This is a genomic window from Acinetobacter sp. (assembly GCF_039596015.1).
Taxonomy (GTDB): Bacteria; Pseudomonadota; Gammaproteobacteria; order Pseudomonadales; family Moraxellaceae; genus Acinetobacter.
Map to the genome: position 1 here is coordinate 1 of NZ_JBCNKN010000016.1, position 17,348 is coordinate 17,348.

The 17,348-nt window shown below is 41.5% G+C and carries 17 protein-coding genes and 1 tRNA gene; 8 read left to right on the forward strand and 10 right to left on the reverse strand.

Annotation, left to right across the window (positions count from 1 at the left end; genetic code table 11):
- Positions 1-226: 226 nt before the first annotated feature.
- The 3 genes from ABDV70_RS12030 to tpiA form a co-directional block, all read right to left on the reverse strand.
- Positions 227-311: transfer RNA gene (locus ABDV70_RS12030), tRNA-Leu, on the reverse strand.
- Between the two features lie 52 nt (positions 312-363).
- Positions 364-729 carry a preprotein translocase subunit SecG gene (secG, locus tag ABDV70_RS12035; RefSeq protein ID WP_343598044.1) on the reverse strand — a complete coding sequence of 122 codons (366 nt, stop codon included), beginning with the start codon at positions 727-729 and terminating at the stop codon, positions 364-366.
- A gap of 19 nt (positions 730-748) precedes the next feature.
- Positions 749-1,531, reverse strand: coding sequence for a triose-phosphate isomerase (tpiA, locus tag ABDV70_RS12040; RefSeq protein ID WP_343598046.1), 783 nt, complete (start codon positions 1,529-1,531; stop codon positions 749-751).
- Between the two features lie 259 nt (positions 1,532-1,790).
- Here tpiA and pilB point away from each other — a divergent pair, with 259 nt between their 5' ends.
- The 4 genes from pilB to coaE all read left to right on the forward strand — a co-directional run bounded on the left by pilB (position 1,791) and on the right by coaE (position 6,290).
- Positions 1,791-3,494: a type IV-A pilus assembly ATPase PilB gene (gene pilB, locus ABDV70_RS12045; RefSeq protein WP_343598047.1), complete on the forward strand. Its 1,704-nt coding sequence runs from the start codon at positions 1,791-1,793 to the stop codon at positions 3,492-3,494.
- Between the two features lie 103 nt (positions 3,495-3,597).
- Positions 3,598-4,824: a type II secretion system F family protein gene (locus ABDV70_RS12050; RefSeq protein WP_343598048.1), complete on the forward strand. Its 1,227-nt coding sequence runs from the start codon at positions 3,598-3,600 to the stop codon at positions 4,822-4,824.
- Complete coding sequence (locus tag ABDV70_RS12055; protein WP_343598050.1) at positions 4,824-5,684, forward strand: A24 family peptidase; 861 nt, start codon at positions 4,824-4,826, stop codon at positions 5,682-5,684. Before ABDV70_RS12050 ends, ABDV70_RS12055 begins: the two co-directional genes overlap by 1 nt.
- Positions 5,685-6,290 carry a dephospho-CoA kinase gene (coaE, locus tag ABDV70_RS12060; protein ID WP_343598051.1) on the forward strand — a complete coding sequence of 202 codons (606 nt, stop codon included), beginning with the start codon at positions 5,685-5,687 and terminating at the stop codon, positions 6,288-6,290.
- A gap of 147 nt (positions 6,291-6,437) precedes the next feature.
- Here the strand turns inward: coaE and ABDV70_RS12065 are convergent, their stop codons facing one another.
- The 3 genes from ABDV70_RS12065 to ABDV70_RS12075 form a co-directional block, all read right to left on the reverse strand.
- Complete coding sequence (locus ABDV70_RS12065; protein ID WP_343598052.1) at positions 6,438-7,376, reverse strand: DMT family transporter; 939 nt, start codon at positions 7,374-7,376, stop codon at positions 6,438-6,440.
- A gap of 167 nt (positions 7,377-7,543) precedes the next feature.
- Positions 7,544-8,293, reverse strand: a complete 750-nt coding sequence (gene rlmB / locus ABDV70_RS12070) for a 23S rRNA (guanosine(2251)-2'-O)-methyltransferase RlmB (RefSeq protein WP_343598055.1) — start codon at positions 8,291-8,293, stop codon at positions 7,544-7,546.
- Positions 8,294-8,400: 107 nt separating this feature from the next.
- A complete protein-coding gene (locus ABDV70_RS12075) occupies positions 8,401-8,724 on the reverse strand; it encodes a pyrimidine/purine nucleoside phosphorylase (RefSeq protein ID WP_343598057.1) in 324 nt (107 codons plus the stop codon).
- 358 nt (positions 8,725-9,082) lie between these two features.
- On the opposite strand from ABDV70_RS12075, the gene recN reads away from it, so the two are divergent.
- From recN to ruvX, 3 genes are all read left to right on the forward strand, one after another.
- Positions 9,083-10,750, forward strand: coding sequence for a DNA repair protein RecN (gene recN / locus ABDV70_RS12080; RefSeq protein ID WP_343598059.1), 1,668 nt, complete (start codon positions 9,083-9,085; stop codon positions 10,748-10,750).
- A gap of 150 nt (positions 10,751-10,900) precedes the next feature.
- Complete coding sequence (locus ABDV70_RS12085; RefSeq protein WP_343598061.1) at positions 10,901-11,455, forward strand: YqgE/AlgH family protein; 555 nt, start codon at positions 10,901-10,903, stop codon at positions 11,453-11,455.
- Positions 11,448-11,891, forward strand: coding sequence for a Holliday junction resolvase RuvX (gene ruvX, locus ABDV70_RS12090; RefSeq protein WP_343598063.1), 444 nt, complete (start codon positions 11,448-11,450; stop codon positions 11,889-11,891). Before ABDV70_RS12085 ends, ruvX begins: the two co-directional genes overlap by 8 nt.
- 23 nt (positions 11,892-11,914) lie before the next feature.
- Here the strand turns inward: ruvX and ABDV70_RS12095 are convergent, their stop codons facing one another.
- Genes ABDV70_RS12095 through ABDV70_RS12105 form a run of 3 tightly spaced genes read right to left on the reverse strand, consistent with a single transcriptional unit; the run spans position 11,915 to position 15,268 of the window.
- Positions 11,915-12,934 (reverse strand): HlyD family secretion protein, encoded by a 1,020-nt coding sequence (locus tag ABDV70_RS12095; RefSeq protein WP_343598065.1) that lies wholly within the window; start codon positions 12,932-12,934, stop codon positions 11,915-11,917.
- 34 nt (positions 12,935-12,968) lie between these two features.
- The gene (locus tag ABDV70_RS12100; protein ID WP_343598067.1) at positions 12,969-13,172 is read right to left on the reverse strand and encodes a DUF1656 domain-containing protein; all 204 of its coding nucleotides are present in this window, start codon (positions 13,170-13,172) and stop codon (positions 12,969-12,971) included.
- A 2-nt stretch (positions 13,173-13,174) separates the two neighbouring features.
- Positions 13,175-15,268 (reverse strand): FUSC family protein, encoded by a 2,094-nt coding sequence (locus tag ABDV70_RS12105; protein ID WP_343598069.1) that lies wholly within the window; start codon positions 15,266-15,268, stop codon positions 13,175-13,177.
- A gap of 390 nt (positions 15,269-15,658) precedes the next feature.
- Here ABDV70_RS12105 and ABDV70_RS12110 point away from each other — a divergent pair, with 390 nt between their 5' ends.
- Entirely contained in the window at positions 15,659-16,474 is an 816-nt protein-coding gene (locus tag ABDV70_RS12110; RefSeq protein WP_343598071.1) for an IclR family transcriptional regulator C-terminal domain-containing protein, read from the forward strand.
- Between the two features lie 52 nt (positions 16,475-16,526).
- On the opposite strand, the gene ABDV70_RS12115 is transcribed toward ABDV70_RS12110, so the two are convergent.
- Entirely contained in the window at positions 16,527-17,348 is an 822-nt protein-coding gene (locus ABDV70_RS12115) for a putative RNA methyltransferase (RefSeq protein ID WP_343598072.1), read from the reverse strand.

The window sequence follows — 17,348 nt, forward strand, 5'->3', positions numbered from 1 at the left end:
ATTTTATAAATTAAATTTATATCGCCCATTCAACTATTGGACAATCCATCATGGCATCAGAAGGATTCTTCTTTATATATTCACTGTATATGACACACAACTTGTAAACCTACGATATTAGGATAAAGAGGCTGTCTATTACATAAATTTTAACAACAAAAAAGGCTCAAACCCTTACGGTCTAAGCCTTTATGTTATGTCCAAACACTGCTTGTTTTTGCAAGTTTGGTGCGGAAGGGGGGACTTGAACCCCCACGCCCGAAAGCACTACCACCTCAAGGTAGCGTGTCTACCAATTCCACCACCACCGCATTTTCACGCATTTTATTCGCTTCATTCAAAAAAGAAAAGGCTTAAATGAAATTAATTTGCGCTTTTCGGTGCAGTTGTTGAAGTTTCAGGCGAATTTGTTTGTACAGGTTTAATTGGGGCTGTCGTAGTGGTCTGCGCTGGAGCTGTTACAGGCGCTGTCGCACCCAAGCTATACGCTGCTGCCGTTTGCTTTTTCGCAAATACAGCCAGTGTCATACTGGTCACAAAAAACAATGCCGTTAAAATTGCAGTAACACGTGTTAAAAAGTTAGCAGAACCCGACGCACCAAACACTGTAGCCGCACCGCCACCACCAAAAGATGCACCCGCTTCGGCACCTTTACCTTGCTGTATCAAAATCAAAAGAATCATGAGTACAGCCAGAATAATATGAACAACCAGCACAAAAGTATGCATGCTGAAAACTCCTTAAACTTTATTGCGCGAAGGCTTCTACAATTTGATAGAAAGATTGTGCATTCAGTGATGCACCCCCAACCAAAGCACCATTAATATCGGCACATGCAGCAAGCTCTTTTGCATTTTCAGGTTTGACACTACCACCATATAAAATTGCGATCTGCGCACCAAATGATGTTAATTGTAACAAACCTGCACGAATTTTTTCATGCATGCTCTGAGCATCTTGTGCAGAAGCGGTTTTCCCCGTTCCAATCGCCCAAATTGGCTCATACGCCACAATGATTTGTTTTTCCCAATGTTCAGGCGCAACAACCGATGCAATATCACAAATTTGTTGTAATACTACCACCTCTGCCGTACCTTGCTCTCTTTGTTCCAGACTTTCACCGACACAGTAAATCACGGTTAAACCTGCTTTTAACGCAAGCTTGAGCTTTTCACGTAAAACCTGTGGTTCATCGCCTAATAATTCACGACGTTCCGAATGTCCAATCAGTACATATTGGATGCCATAATCTGCCAGTAAATCAGCACTGATTTCACCAGTAAAAGCACCAGTTCCAGCAAAGCGAGAAACATCCTGTGTAACGACATTGACAGGCGTTCCACTTAACTGATGTTTAATCTCGGACAATGCAAGGCTAATCGGAGCAATCGCCAAATGACATTGCTCCGCCAAAATAGGAGTTTGCTGTAAAAGTTGTTTGAATTCTTTAGTCCATTGCTCGGAAGCTGCCCGTGTTGGGTTCATTTTCCAATTACCAACCACCCAAGGCACAATTGTCGAACCCGACATACAATAAACCCTTTCAATAAAATGGGCTTATTTTACACAGTTTTTTTAGTTTTGAGCTTTTTTTTGCTTTTTTATACAAATCGGTCGCAATGCTGGTTTTTCAGTGATACAAAAAAGTTAATTCTGGTTTTTATTTCAAATCAGTAAAGTGCAATAAAAAATTAAAAAAACATGACTTTCTTGATGTTTTTTCTGTATACAAAAGTATAATTCAGCCTATACAAATTAGATGACATAGCTAAATCAAGCGAAAATTATTATGGCTAATTTTTCGATAGTACGCTTAACAGGTTTTACTCGACGTTTGGTCGATCAGGGGCAGATTTCCGAAGAGTCTATGCGACAAGCTTTGGAAGCAGCAGAAAAAAACAAACAAGATATCGTGGCTTATCTTGTTGAATATCTGAATATTTCACCATTGGCAATTGCTGAGTCTATTGCCAATGAATTTGGTTATCCTTTATTTGATATCTCTGTTTATAACAGTGACCTTTTATTAAAAGATATTGTAGATGAGAAACATATTCTCAAACACAAAATCGTACCGCTCTCTCAGCGAGGGCAAACATTATATCTTGCGACCAGTAACCCAACCAATTTAGAAGCCATCGACGCAATTCGCTTCAATAGTCAGCTCAATCCTGAGATGGTGATTGTCGAACATCCTAAACTTGAAAAATTTATTGCAGATCACTTTAGTAAAGAAGAGCAATTTAATTTTGATGATGAAGAGCTTGATATTGGTGTCGAAGAAACCTCATCTGATGACATGCACGATGAGGATGTTAAAGAAGACGAAGCGCCGATTGTAAAATATGTCAATAAATTACTTGTTGACGCAATTCGCATGGGGGCATCGGACCTTCATTTCGAACCTTACGAAAAAATGTATCGGGTACGTTATCGTGTCGATGGTGTTTTACGACAAATTGCGACACCGCCATTACAACTGGCCAATCGTCTAACCGCGCGTATTAAAGTTATGTCCCAAATGGATATTTCTGAAAAACGTGTTCCTCAGGATGGTCGTATCAAGCTGAAGATTTCCAAAACAAAAGCCATCGACTTTCGTGTCAACTCTTTGCCGACCTTGTTTGGTGAAAAAATTGTACTGCGTATTCTCGACCCTTCTAGCGCCATGTTAGGGATTGATGCGCTAGGCTATGAAGAAGAACAAAAAAATCTGTTCCTTGAAGCATTAAACCGCCCGCAAGGTATGGTTCTAATTACAGGTCCAACAGGTTCAGGTAAAACGGTATCGTTGTATACAGGCTTGAACATTCTCAACACCGAAGACTCCAATATTTCAACCGCCGAGGATCCTGTTGAAATTAACCTTGAAGGGATTAATCAGGTCAATGTGAACGCTAAAGTGGGCTTAACCTTTGCAATGGCATTGCGCTCATTTTTACGTCAAGACCCTGACATTATCATGGTGGGGGAGATTCGTGACCTTGAAACAGCCGAAATTGCCATTAAAGCCGCACAAACAGGTCACTTGGTTTTATCTACCCTTCACACCAACAGTGCGCCCGAAACACTCACCCGCTTACGCAATATGGGAGTTCCCTCCTTTAACATTGCAACTTCGGTGAATCTGGTCATTGCACAGCGTCTGGCACGTCGTTTATGCCCACATTGTAAAGCACCGATAGAGGTTCCATCAAAAAGCCTGCTAGAAATGGGCTTTACCGAACAAGATCTTGCCCACCCCGATTTTCAGATTTATCAACCTGTTGGCTGTTCAGAATGCCGTGAAGGATATAAAGGTCGTGTCGGGGTGTATGAAGTCATGAAAATTACACCTGAAATTTCCAAACTGATTATGGAAGATGGCAATGCCTTGCAAATTGCTCAAGCGTCTTCAGAACTTGGCTTTGCCAATTTGCGTCGCTCAGGTTTAAATAAAGTCATGCAAGGATTAACTTCTTTGCAAGAAATTAATCGTGTGACAAGCGAATAATGTTGTTGAAATGACGTGGGGGTCGGCATACCACTAAGAACACTTCGGTGTGGTATGCTTTTTAAATGTATCCATACAATGTAAATATAAAAAGGATAAGACAATGGCAGTGAAGAAAGCACAGTTGATGCCGACATTTGCCTATACTGGGGTAGACCGTAAAGGCTTGAAGGTAACAGGGGAATTACCTGCTCGCAATATGGCTTTAGCAAAAGTAACGCTTAGGAAACAAGGCATTACAGTTAAAGCTATACGAGAAAAACGTAAAAATATTCTAGAGGGGATTCTCAAGAAAAAAGTAGGGACTCAGGATATTACGATTTTCACACGACAACTGGCAACCATGATGAAAGCTGGGGTGCCTTTGGTACAGAGTTTTGAAATTGTCGCTGAGGGTCTGGATAATCCTGCAATGCGTGAAGTCGTTCTGGGAATTAAAGGCGAAGTTGAAGGCGGAAATACCTTTACTGGCGCCCTGCGTAAATATCCACAATATTTTGACCGCCTATTTTGCTCGCTCGTTGAATCTGGTGAGCAATCAGGTTCTTTGGAAACCATGTTAGACCGCGTGGCGATTTACAAAGAAAAGAGTGAAGTTTTAAAGCAAAAAATTAAAAAGGCGATGAAATATCCTGCTACGGTTGTCGTCGTCGCCATCATTGTCACCATTATTTTGATGGTGAAAGTGGTTCCCGTGTTTCAGGATTTATTTAGTTCTTTTGGTGCACAGCTCCCTGCTTTCACTCAACTTGTAGTGAATATGTCGAAATGGATGCAGCAATATTGGTACATGCTCATTATTGGATTTGGTGTTGCAATTTTTGCCTTTATTGAAGCGAAAAAACGGAGTCCTAAGTTTCGTGACTTTTTAGATAAGCTGGTATTAAAGCTGCCTATTTTCGGAGACTTGGTTTATAAATCCATCATTGCCCGTTATAGCCGAACTTTGGCAACAACCTTCGCAGCAGGTGTTCCATTAATTGATGCACTCGAATCAACGGCAGGCGCAACCAATAATGTGATTTTTGAACGTGCTGTAATGAAAATCCGCGAGGATGTCTCAACAGGGCAACAACTTCAGTTTGCCATGCGAGCTACAGACCGCTTCCCTTCTATGGCCATTCAAATGGTGGCTATTGGTGAAGAGTCTGGTGCGCTAGATACCATGCTGGATAAAGTCGCAACTTATTATGAAAGCGAAGTCGACAATGCTGTTGATGGTTTAACTGCCATGATGGAACCTTTAATTATGGCGGTACTTGGTGTTCTGGTCGGTGGTTTGGTCATTGCAATGTACCTTCCAATTTTCCAAATGGGTTCTGTTGTTTAATGTCTGATCTTATTCTATTTTTAAGTACAACCCCAAGTGCGCTTTATCTTGTTATTGCATTATTGGGGTTATGTGTCGGCAGCTTTTTGAATGTTGTCATCTACCGTACACCACGTATGATGCAGCAAGAATGGCAACAAGAATGCCAACTGTTATTGCATCCAGAACAACCCATCATTGATCAAGAAAAATTAAGCTTAAGCCGACCTGCTTCGGCTTGTCCTAAATGTCACACCCCAATTCGCTGGTACCAAAACATTCCTGTAATCAGTTGGTTGTTCCTAAAAGGTAAATGTGCAAACTGTGACAATCCAATTGGTATTCGTTACCCACTGGTTGAGGTTTTAACCTGTATCTGTTCAGTGATGATGGTCTGGAAATTTGGTGCAACATGGCAAATGCTAGCAGGACTTGTATTTACATGGATCCTCATCACCCTGACATTTATCGATTTTGATACGCAACTTCTTCCAGACCGCTTCACGTTTAGTCTGGTCGGCTTAGGGCTTGCTGTAAATAGTTATTACCTGTTTACCACACCGACACTCGCCATTTGGGGCAGTCTTATCGGCTTTTTATGTTTGTGGGTGGTCTATATCTTATTTAAACTGGTGACAGGTAAAGAAGGTATGGGTTATGGTGACTTTAAATTACTGGCTGCTTTAGGTGCATGGCTTGGGCCAATGATGCTGCCACTCATTATTTTATTGTCCTCTGTGGTTGGTGCTGTCGTTGGTATTATCCTACTCAAAGTCCGTAAAGAAAATCAGGCTTTTGCCTTTGGGCCTTATTTGGCAATCGCGGGTTGGATCGCCTTTTTATGTGGCGATGCCATTATGAAAGTTTATTTAGGTGGTTAGATGCAGCGCTTTATTGTGGGTTTAACGGGCGGTATTGGAAGTGGAAAAACGGTTGCAAGCCAATGGTTTGAGCAACAAGGAATTACTGTTGTAGATGCCGACGTTATCGCGCGTGAAATTGTTCAGGCGGGACAACCTGCCCTGCAACAAATTCATGATGTATTTGGTGCGTGGGTACTTCTCGAAAATGGCGAACTGAACCGACGTGCTTTACGTGAATATATTTTTGAGCACCCTCAGGCAAAGCAGCAACTAGAAAATATCACCCATCCAATTATCCGTGCTGAAATACAACGCCAGCTTCAAACTGCAACCAGCCCTTATGTTATTTTGGTTTCTCCCCTACTGTTTGAAACCCAACAAACGCATCTAACGCAACGCAATTTGTTGATTGATACACCTGAAACCTTACAATTACATCGTGCATCTCAGCGTGACCAACATGCTGCTAGTCACATTCAAAATATTATTGCAGCACAAATGCCTCGAGATCAGAAACAGACTTTAGCTGATGATATTGTGGTGAATGATGGTGCATTAAGTGATCTTTATGCGCAACTTAGCCCATTGCACCAACAATATTTAGCGCTTGCCCAAACCCAATAAAGTGTTACTCATCTCGCATAGGTAGATAGCCTGAACAATGCATAAAAGAGAACAAATCCCACAAAAAGATGGCTCTCTGTCCCAATTTGAACGTGAAATTTCAAATTACATGAGAGATGATCTTCAAGCATTTATTGCCCCGATAAATCAGGACTCATCTTTGGAGACAGAAGGATTCAACTTTTGCTGTTCAAGCTGAGTTTCCAAGGCATCTTTACGGAAAATCCAGCGCCACGGTTGCAATGCACCAATCGCCATACCCACTAATCCCACCACAACCGCACCGCTTAGAGGTTCATTAAGTAAAGGAACCGCAAGTAAAGCAGCAATAAACGGAGCGAGCGTTACAATACTTCCCGCCTTAAAAGCACCTAACCGCTCAATGGCCGCAATATAGGTTAATGTCGCTACAATCACCACGAAAATGCCATGAAAAACACCCTGAATCATAAAGTGCATCACGGTTGCATCATGCCAATGTTTTGGGAGAAAACAGACATAAAGAGGCAAATAAATCAGAGCTGACCAAATCGCAACACCACTCATTGCCTGCCATGCCGACAGTTTCCATTGTTTGAGTAGAACAGTAAATGTTCCCCACCAAATTGCAGCTAAAAAGAACAGACCATCGCCAAAACTAAAGGCCACATGTGTTTGCTCATACATCAATACGCTCATACCAATCACAGCCGCCAGCATAATGACGAGGCTTAGCCAGATATGTTTATCAAACGGCTGCTTAAACAGAAAAAAACCTGCAACGGCGGTACATAAAGGAATACAGCCATTCAAGAAAATAGCCGCATGTGCAGCAGGGACATAATGAAATGCTGAATAGGCTGTCAAACAGTAGGCAACCCCGCCAAGTAACCCTAAAATAAAAGGCTCTTTTTTCCATAAAAATGCGGTTTCACGTCGAAAAATTAAAATCGGCATTAAGATACAAAAACCAATGGTAAAACGCAGTGCCACAATGTCCCAAGCACTGATATGCCATTGTGCATTGAGGCGAGATAAAATCGTAAAACTCCCCCAAATACACATGGTAATCACCACGAATAAATAACCTTGCATTCGTGAACTCATGTCTTTACCTGCCTCTTTTTGACAAAAGATGGAAACTGTATTGAAAAGTGGATCGCTTGGTTGTAAAGCCAATTTTAAAGTGCATAAAAAATGCCGCCATGTCAGAACATCGCAGCATTTTCTTTATTAGATGATTCGTCAGCGAATTTCAAGTAAAAAAGTCAGAATTAATCCTGTAAGCGTTGACGACATGCTTCATACAGTGCCATACCTGCTGCAACGCTCACATTTAAACTTTGTAAGTTACCCGACATTGGAATATAAACCGTTTGGTCACACTGACTTTGTGTAATTGGACGCAGTCCAGTGTCTTCTGCACCCATCACCACCACGACAGCACCAGTAAGGTCACATTTTTGGATAGGAAGTGCTTTTTCATCCAACATCGTACCAATTACACGGCAGAAATGTTCTTCTTTTAAATGCGCCAGTGTTCTTGCCAAATTGGTCACCTGAATAAAGGCAACTTTTTCAGCACCACCTGCCGCGACTTTACGCGCTGTTGGCGTTAAGCTTGCAGAACGATCACGAGGAACAATCACCGCTTGTACACCCATTGCCGCAGCCGTTCGAATACATGCGCCAAGGTTATGCGGGTCAGTCACCTGATCTAATGCTAAAAGTAAACTGTTTGGATTTTGCTGTAGCAACTGATCCAAATCTTTTTCATTTAAAACAGGATGTGGACGGACAGCCGCCACCACGCCTTGGTGATAAGGAAGTCCTGCAAGTTTTTCCAGACTGTCACGACTGGCTTTTTGCACACTAATCCCAAAAGGTTCAGCCAACTCTAAAATACGTTGTAAACGCTGATCATCACGCCCTTTTAAGGTAAATAAAGTCAAAACCCGTTCTGGCTCTAGCTCTAATAGGGATTCTACAGAATGCACACCATAGTAGTATTCTGGTTTTGCCATGAACAATTCACCTCAAAAGTACACCAAAAGCAAAAAGAAAAATCCTGCAAAGCCAACTTTACAGGATTGAACAGGGATATAGTTTAACGGATTTTGAATCGGTTTGCTTAACCTTCTAAGTGGCAAACGTAATCTAACACTTCATCCGTTTCGATTTTGAATTTGCTATTGCCCGGTACAAAGAAAGATTGCCCTGCACGGAACAATTCGCTTTCTTCGCTATCGGCAATTTTTACACGACATTCGCCCGAAATAATTTCCATGCGCTCTGGCACATGTGTTTCAAAGGTTAGAGGTTCTTCTGTTGGTAAAATAACCCCCAACGTTTTTTTCGTTCCATCTTCAAACTGTACAGTATGGCTGATACATAACCCACCAAAGTACACATTAGATTTTTTTAGTACTGAAACATGATCAAATTGAACAGACATGCGTATCTCCAGATAATGCGCATTTATATATTAAGTGATAAACGTAGTTTAATTAGGCTTGTGCGACGAATCAATCACAAGATTCAATATGCAAAGGCAGCAATTTTTATGCCGAAAAAACAACGGTTTTCATGCAACACTTTACACAGGTTTTCGTTTTCCTGCTTTAGTCTAGTAGACGGCATCATGTCATACAACTTTTCTAAATCTGTTTTAGACTAAAAACATGAAATATCTGACGAAGCACAAAATAGGAATTGCAGTATGACCCTGTTTTGTATAATCATTCTAAAACATGAAATTGTTGTGACGCTTTTAAAAATTTTTGGGTATTTTTGCCTTTCAGGATGCGTAATTTATGCTGACTCATTTAACGCTGATTAATTTTGCCTTAGCCGATCATTTGGCAATAGACATCGAGCCAGGCTTTAATGTCCTGACTGGAGAAACAGGTGCAGGGAAATCACTCTTGCTCGATGCGTTGTCAGCCTGTCTAGGCGAACGTACCGATAGTCATACTGTCCGTTACGGTGCAGACAAGGCCGATGTCACAGCAATCTTCACTTATCAGCCAGATTCACCTGAAGCACAATGGTTAAATCATCATGAATTAGAAGATGATTCGGGAGAAATTCACCTCCGTCGGGTGATTTTTGCAACAGGACGCAGTAAGGCATGGATTAATGGTCGCCCAAGTAGTCTTGCAGAACTCAAGGACTTGGGGCGTTTACTGGTACAACTTTATAGTCAGCACAGCCAACAGCAATTACTTGAACCACCCTATCCAAAACAATGGCTTGATCGTTATAGTAATTTTGAACAGCCTGCACACAAGGTACGTGAAGCCTATTCAACATGGCAAAAAGCCATCCGACAGCATGAACAGGCAATTTTGGCACAAACCACACGTTTACAACGCATTGCAACGCTTGAGCAGCAACTTGAAGAAGTTGAAGAAATTGTGGCGCATAATTATGCTGAAATTGAACAGGAGTTTGATCGCTTAAGTCATCATGAACATATTATGCAAGACTGTGCCCATAGTCTAAATGTACTCGATGAAGCAGATCAAAATATTAGCCAAGAAATTTCAGGGCTGATTCGTCGCCTCGAAAGTCATACAGGGCGCAGCGATCAACTGGCGAGTATTTATCAGGCACTCATGAATGCACAAAGTGAAGTCGATGATGCCACCGCACACTTACGTCAGTTTATTGACCGTCAAAGTTTTGACCCTGAACGTATGGAACAGCTTAATCGGGACTTAGAAATTTTTCATCGTCTTGCCCGTAAATATCGGACACAGCCTGAACAGCTCAAACAAGAATACGAAACATGGCAACAAGAATTAGAACAGCTACAACAACTTGAAGATCCTGAAACACTGGCGGAACATGTTCAGCAAACCGAGCAACTGTTTTTAGAACATGCTCAGCATCTGGATCAACTACGCAAACAAGCCGCAATTCCATTGGCTCAACAATTAACTGAACAAGTGAAGCCTCTTGCCTTGCCTGAAGCGTTCTTCGAGTTCAAATTTGAACCTTTAGAACAACCAAATGCCGAAGGATTAAGTGCAATTCAATTGCTCTTTACTGCCAACAAAGGGATTCCCGCACAGCCGTTGGCACGTGTTGCCTCAGGGGGGGAATTATCGCGTATTGCCTTGGTGATGCAAGTCATGAACGCGGAAAAAACCGAAGCCGAAGTTTTAGTCTTTGACGAAATCGATGTCGGGATTAGTGGTGGAACAGCCGAAATTGTAGGACGGCTCTTGTCAGGTCTGGCAAAACATGTACAAATTGTCTGTATCACTCATCAGGCACAGGTTGCAGCTTATTCTGACCAACATCTTTTGGTGCAAAAACAACAAACTGACCCTGCAAGCAGTACCATTTTTGCTTTAAGTGAACCGCAACGTATTGATGAATTGGCACGCATGACAGGCGGGGTTGAAATCAACGATACGACCTTACAACATGCAAAACAGTTGCGTCAGCTCAAATTCCAGAACCAAACAAAATAAAAAAACCAAATTGCTGCAAAAGTAGGCACATCCACCCGAAATTGCAGCGATGCCTACAGAAAGATATTGGCGAAAGGTCTTTGGTCTTGTATGTTGATCAAAAGACACAATATTAAATCCAAAATTTTAAATTTAGGGAGACCTGCCTAGGTGACCAAACAATATTTCACGCATCGTTGTCTTATTGCCCCTCCAGATATGTCGGATGATTTTTTTGCCAATACCGTCATTTACTTAGCTCGACATGATGCAGATGGTGCCCAAGGTATTATCATTAATCGTCCCACAGGCATTCAGGTCAAAGAACTGCTCAACGACCTTGATATTGATGCTGACCACGTTCAGCCACATGCAGTTTTACAAGGCGGCCCTCTTCGCCCCGAAGCTGGTTTTGTTCTTCATACAGGACAACCAGTTTGGCACTCTTCAATTGCTGTTGGTGAAAATATTTGCATTACGACCAGTAAAGATATTTTAGATGCAATTGCACACAACGAAGGCGTTGGTCGTTATCAAATTGCATTAGGTTATGCAAGTTGGGAGAAAAACCAGCTTGAGCAAGAAATTGCCAAAGGTGATTGGCTGATTTGCGATGTTGATATGGATTTGATTTTTAACCTCCCTTATGATGACCGTTGGGATGCCGCTTATAAAAAAATCGGCATTGATCGTTCATGGTTAGCTTCAGAGATAGGTCATGCCTGATACACATACAGCAAAACTGATTATGGCCTTTGACTTTGGCACGCAGAAAATGGGAATGGCTGTTGGACAAAGTGCCATTCAATCCAGTAATCCTTTGGCATTATTTCCCATGAAAGATGGGGTTCCTGACTGGACAGCGTTACTGAAAATTGTAGGACAATGGCAACCGCAATTGTTTCTTGTCGGACTTCCATTAAATATGGATGATTCCGAGTCTGAACTTTCTTTACGTGCGCGCAAATTTGCACGACGCCTACGCCACCAAACCAACATTGAAACATGGATGGTGGATGAGCGTTTAACGACACGTGAAGCACGAGAAGAATTACAGGAATTTCAGCGTAAAGGTCAGGGAAAGCGTTTGGCTGCCGATAGCCTTGCAGCCAAACTGATGATTGAAAGTTGGTATTACGACCCTCAGGGCATTCAACCTTAAATCAAATAGGCAAAATTATTTGCCTATTTTTTTGCGGTCTGATCAGCTGGCAAAATATGAACAGTTGCAGTACGCCCTGCAACAAAAGCCAACTGATTTTTTGGATCTTCATCTAACACAATTTTGACAGGTACACGTTGCGCCAAACGCACCCATGTAAATGTTGGGTTAACGTTTGCAAGCAAACTTCCACTGGTCGAACGCTCTCGGTCATCAATCCCCGATGCAATCCCCTGCACATGCCCTTTAATTTTTTGCGAATCGCCCATTAACTGAATGGTCGCTTTATCTCCCAAATGGATTTTTTCCAGTTTGGTTTCTTCAAAATATCCAACCACATAAAGTTGTTTACGATCAATCAATGCCGCAACATTATCACCAACTTTAATATAGCTACCGCTACGCAAACTAAAGTTCACCAAAGTCCCATCTGCTGGGGCAACGACCTCAGAACGCTGTAAATTTAACTCTGCCATATGCAAATTGCTTTGGGCAACATCAACGGCTGCCTTTTGCTGCTGAATATTGGCTTTGGCTTGTTCAATCGCTGCCTGTAACTGTCCGTCATCGGCACGGGACTGATCTCGGGTTGCAAGCATTTGATCTCGCTCTTGTTTCGAGATCGCACCATCCATAAGGTTAGTATAGCGATTGGCATTTTTTTCAGCCAAATCGGTCATGGTTTGCCCTTTGACCAAATTGGCTTTTGCCTCAACCAGATTTGCCTCTGCTTGTGCTTGGGCAGCCTTGGCTTTAACCAAATCTGCTTTTGCCTGCTCAACATCAAGTTTCTGGCGAGCAATATCAATTGTAAATAAAGGCTGTCCTTTCTTGACCGTCTGGTTATCCTGCACCAATACCTCTGACACTAGCCCTGACACATCGGACGATACCTGAATGACATCGCCACGTACTCGACCATCCCGTGTCCACGGCTCAGCATTATAGTAGTTCCACAAATGAACAATCGCATACACTGCGAGTATTAGCGTGAGCAAAGTGACCACAGGTCGAACTGCTTTGCGTATATCAAACGAACTCATTACTTTTGATCCTAATCTATTTCAGCGACCCGAATTATGACAATGCAACAAATATCCCGTGCGTTGCGAACAAACACACAAAATACAAGCTCAAGTTAAAAATACCTGGAAAACCAATCCAACCTTTTTTAATTAACTTACCTGTCCATAGACTGATTAAGCTAAACACAATATAGGCAAGAATGGCTTGTACTAAAAAACTTGGAACATAAACACCATAAACATTAAATTCACCCATGCTTATGCTCCAACCCATTGAGAGTCAATCTGTACATTCGAAGTTTGGGGATTGACATGAAAAATACTACTTTTGATATTATTCATACTCACCAATACACGTTGTTGTATCTCTGTTTCTGGCTCAGTTTTTACAATGTCTGTCATTTTATAAATCTGGCTTAAAACCTGATGCTTTAAATTTTCTTCTAAAATCAAGTGCTTCTCTTGCTCTCGAAAAGCATCATCCAGTAAGTTCAGCAAGACACCAATCTCTTGTTTTAATGTTTCTGAAATTTCTGGACGTTTTGCCAATTCGTTTAAACGCACCAAATCGACAACAGCACTACTTTCTATCAGTGCCAAATTCATGGACTGCTTTAATTCATCTGACTGCACTAACTTACTGTTTAAAACTCCAATACGATCTAGCATGCTGCGTAAATGCACCCGAAAATTTGGCCCATAGGGTAAATAGAGTGCTTCGCGCATGGCTTTATAATGTGCCGATAAAAGCCGTGTTGCACTTTGTTCTGGAGAAATCGCCCGAATAAAATACAGTGCCACAACTGCAATAATAGGCCCAAGCACACTTCCGAAACAGGCATCCAATAAAGCCACTGCATCTGTTTTATAATGATTTTGCAGATTTAAACTCATGATAAAAGACACCATGATCGGCAGTGCCAAACCATTTAAAGGCGGGTGTGAATAGAGCATTACAAAGTAGATCAGACATGGCGCAAGCACCAAAGCCAATTGCCAGAACTCTTTCACTTCGGGCATAATGCCAAACACATACAATATGACCAAAATACTGGCATATAAACTCCCCCGAATGAACAGCTTCAAGGCAGGTACAGGATTATCCAGTGCCGTTAAAATACACACAGATACGGCGGTTAATTGCGCCATCATATAACCCGCATGCCAGCCACTATAAATCCAGATCGAAAATGACGTGACAATCGCCACCACAGCCGCAATAGAACTACGCACAGCCATGCCATGATCTCGGTGTAAACTGGGATACGTCGTGGTTAGCGGTGCGATACTATCTGGAATATTCTTTTCACCAGCCTGAATCAGTTGCCATAACAGCTTCACTGTTGTCACATTCTGAATTAAATGACGAATATCCATTTTCAAGCTATCTAGCATAACCCCTTGATCAGGAATTGCCTGTGCTTTGAGATGGATAAAATCCTGATCAAATTCGGGAGGAAGCAAATTTAGTGTCTGTTCCTGAATATCTGTCTGAGTTTGCAAAAACTGAATGACATGTTCATATAATGGAATAAGTGCTGTGCGATATTGGGTACTAAGCTGATTCATTTGTTCAATACGTTCAGACATCGCCGTGAGGTTGGAAATCACCAGACTAAACTGATGCAATAACTCTTGTATCGGCTTGGTCATCCCTTTTAGCTCACCTTTTTCATAAGCCAAATGCACGGCCAAAGCATGAATATCTGCAATATCTCGGGTAATAATGCCAAGTAAATGCACATAATTCTTGTCGTGCTGAGGATTGGTCAAAATATCTTTAAAAATTTCACGGGTATCTGCTAACGCTTTACTCACACGCTGCTGAATTGCAGGCCCCAAATGCAAAGGCATAATGGTCGCGGAAACAACTGCGCTACATACCACCGCAACAGAAATTTCGAGTACACGACCCAGTGCCATATCAAACACACTGGCGGTATCGATATTGGTTACGGCATTACACACAATCATTGCGGCGGTATACCCTGCCAGCATAAACACATAACTACGCGGTGTTCGGTCTAGCAAAGAAATATACAAACAAAAACCAACCCATGCTGCAATAACAAAGGTAAAAAGTACAGGTGTATCAATCAGTTTTGGTGTCAGAAGAATTGCAACAATTGCTCCAACGGCTGTTCCCAATAAACGATAAACGGCTTTAGAAGACACCATGCCAGAGTAAGGATTGGCAATAATAAAAACTGTACCAATCGCCCACATGGGATAGGTCAGATCTAATGAAAATGCAATATACAGTGCCAGCATTCCTGCCAGAAAGGTTTTTACCGCAAAGATAAAATCCATTTTTGAAGGGCGAAACGCCAATAGCTGTTTATGAAGCAACATGTACAGTTCTCTGATCAGATAGCGTCAATATCAAATTATCTTATCTACTTTCGACACAAAAAACTCTATAAACACAATGACAAATATCATCATGTGACATGACTCAAAACAACAATGAGAGGCAGATCAACTGAATAAAGTTGAAATATCGACAGCAGTGAAAAACAAGAAAGCGAACGCGAAAGCAAGAAATAAATGATTTCACTTTCTTCATTCGATACTAGATTTGTCAATTTTTTCAAAAAAAACATGCATCGTCAATAAAAATATCTCTATTTGATAATTTATATAGTTTTATACTCTTTCCCATCTCAACCTGAATATGCTAAAAAAGGAAATATTTTTTATATTTTGCGTTTGACGCCTTTATTTTGGGAATTTAATTGAACTATGGCAGTCACGAGTTTTGGTAAAATTTTAACCGTTTTGGATCTATTTTCAGTTTCCCGCCACGTGATTAATGTCGATATCATTAGTCAGGAACTTGGCTTATCTCGACCGACCAGCTACCGCTACTTAAAAGAACTGGTATCTGCCGACTTATTACAACGGATGAGTGGAACATCTGGTGATTACACCCTTGGCCCTAAAATTGCCGTTTTAGATTATATTTCACGAACAACCGATCCGTTGGTTCGAGTCAGTATTCCATTTATGAAAGAAATCGTGGAACGTACCGAATTAAGTTGCTTACTGACATTCTTAAACCATGATTATTGCATCGACCTGCATGATGAATCTTTTAAAGGCAATCTGATGGTCTCTTATGGACGAGGTAGCCCACGCCCGGTATATCTGGGTTCATCGCCCAAAATCATTGTGGCGCATTTGAGCAAGCAGGGTTTACACAATTTTTATCAAAATAATGCTGAAAAACTGACTGAAGTGGGTTTCTCTGAAGATGAAGTTCATTTTATGCAGCGCATGAAAAAAATTAAAAAACAGGGCTATTACTTTTCTCAGGGGGAAGTGAATCCACTGTATTCAAGTCTATCCGTGCCGATTAAATATTCTAGTAAAATTGCTCCGATGGCACTGACCATTGTCGGTTCAAAAAACCGTTTTGAATATGTCAATCTTGATAAACTGATTCAGACCATGCAGGAAAATGCACAGGAAATTGAACGCAAATATTCTAATCTGGCTGAATTGGTCGAATCCTCACACCCCAATGTCGATGAAAAATACGATCAATATCAGCATTAACTTTAACGCTAAATGCTTGACCTAGCGTAGATCAGGCATTTATTGCTCGTTTTTAAGCAGCTGTTATCTCTACTTTCTTTTTAAACAGGTAAATCTGAAAACTCGCTGTCACATGTAATTCTGCCAGAGTTTCAAGTGCCTGACGTTTTTCAGGTTTGGCTTTATAGGCATATGGTGTCATTGCCAATAAGTTTTGAATGTCCTGTTGCTTTAACAATAAAGGTGCATCAACCACTTGCGACTCGATTAATTCAAAAGCATCACTCAGTTGATTCACAAATTTTTCTGGTTCGTGCGGGTTCACCTGATCAAATAATGCCTCTCGCATAGCATATAAATGCTGCGGTGCGGGAGTGACAACCAAACATAAACCATCTTCTTTTAGAACACGCAAAATTTCCTGTTGTGGAATAGGGCTAAACAGACTGGTACAGATTTCCATAGAGCCATCTAACACAGGCAATACCGCACCTGTTCCCACGACCCACGTAACATTTGGATTGGCCTTTGCAGCACGTTGTACTGCATTTTTTGCAATATCCACCCCAATACAATCTTGTACATGGGCTTGCATGGCTTGGGTGTAATAACCTTCACCACAACCAATATCGAGCAGTGTTTTAGGCTGATATTGCTGTAAGATTGTTTCAACTGCGGTACGTAAAGGTGCATAAAACCCAGCCGATAAAAATGCACGGCGGGCATCTACTGCTTCAGGTGTGTCGCCCGGTTGTTTGCTGTGTTTGTGCTGTACTACATGCAAATTGACATAGCCTTGTTTAGCCAAATCAAAACTGTGCCCTTGCTGACAACGCCATGTCCGTTCGTTCAAACTCAGGTTTTCCCGACAAACAGGACACATTAACCATTGCAT

Coding starts and splice junctions, on each gene's coding strand:
- ABDV70_RS12110 (WP_343598071.1), top strand. CDS start 15,659: ATGGCAGTCACGAGTTTTGGTAAAATTTTAACCGTTTTGGATCTATTT.
- recN (WP_343598059.1), top strand. CDS start 9,083: ATGCTGACTCATTTAACGCTGATTAATTTTGCCTTAGCCGATCATTTG.
- tpiA (WP_343598046.1), bottom strand. CDS start 1,531: ATGTCGGGTTCGACAATTGTGCCTTGGGTGGTTGGTAATTGGAAAATG.
- ABDV70_RS12075 (WP_343598057.1), bottom strand. CDS start 8,724: ATGTCTGTTCAATTTGATCATGTTTCAGTACTAAAAAAATCTAATGTG.
- ABDV70_RS12095 (WP_343598065.1), bottom strand. CDS start 12,934: ATGAGTTCGTTTGATATACGCAAAGCAGTTCGACCTGTGGTCACTTTG.
- secG (WP_343598044.1), bottom strand. CDS start 729: ATGCATACTTTTGTGCTGGTTGTTCATATTATTCTGGCTGTACTCATG.
- pilB (WP_343598047.1), top strand. CDS start 1,791: ATGGCTAATTTTTCGATAGTACGCTTAACAGGTTTTACTCGACGTTTG.
- ABDV70_RS12065 (WP_343598052.1), bottom strand. CDS start 7,376: ATGAGTTCACGAATGCAAGGTTATTTATTCGTGGTGATTACCATGTGT.
- ABDV70_RS12050 (WP_343598048.1), top strand. CDS start 3,598: ATGGCAGTGAAGAAAGCACAGTTGATGCCGACATTTGCCTATACTGGG.
- coaE (WP_343598051.1), top strand. CDS start 5,685: ATGCAGCGCTTTATTGTGGGTTTAACGGGCGGTATTGGAAGTGGAAAA.
- ruvX (WP_343598063.1), top strand. CDS start 11,448: ATGCCTGATACACATACAGCAAAACTGATTATGGCCTTTGACTTTGGC.
- ABDV70_RS12105 (WP_343598069.1), bottom strand. CDS start 15,268: ATGTTGCTTCATAAACAGCTATTGGCGTTTCGCCCTTCAAAAATGGAT.
- ABDV70_RS12115 (WP_343598072.1), bottom strand. CDS start 17,348: ATGCAATGGTTAATGTGTCCTGTTTGTCGGGAAAACCTGAGTTTGAAC.
- rlmB (WP_343598055.1), bottom strand. CDS start 8,293: ATGGCAAAACCAGAATACTACTATGGTGTGCATTCTGTAGAATCCCTA.
- ABDV70_RS12100 (WP_343598067.1), bottom strand. CDS start 13,172: ATGGGTGAATTTAATGTTTATGGTGTTTATGTTCCAAGTTTTTTAGTA.
- ABDV70_RS12055 (WP_343598050.1), top strand. CDS start 4,824: ATGTCTGATCTTATTCTATTTTTAAGTACAACCCCAAGTGCGCTTTAT.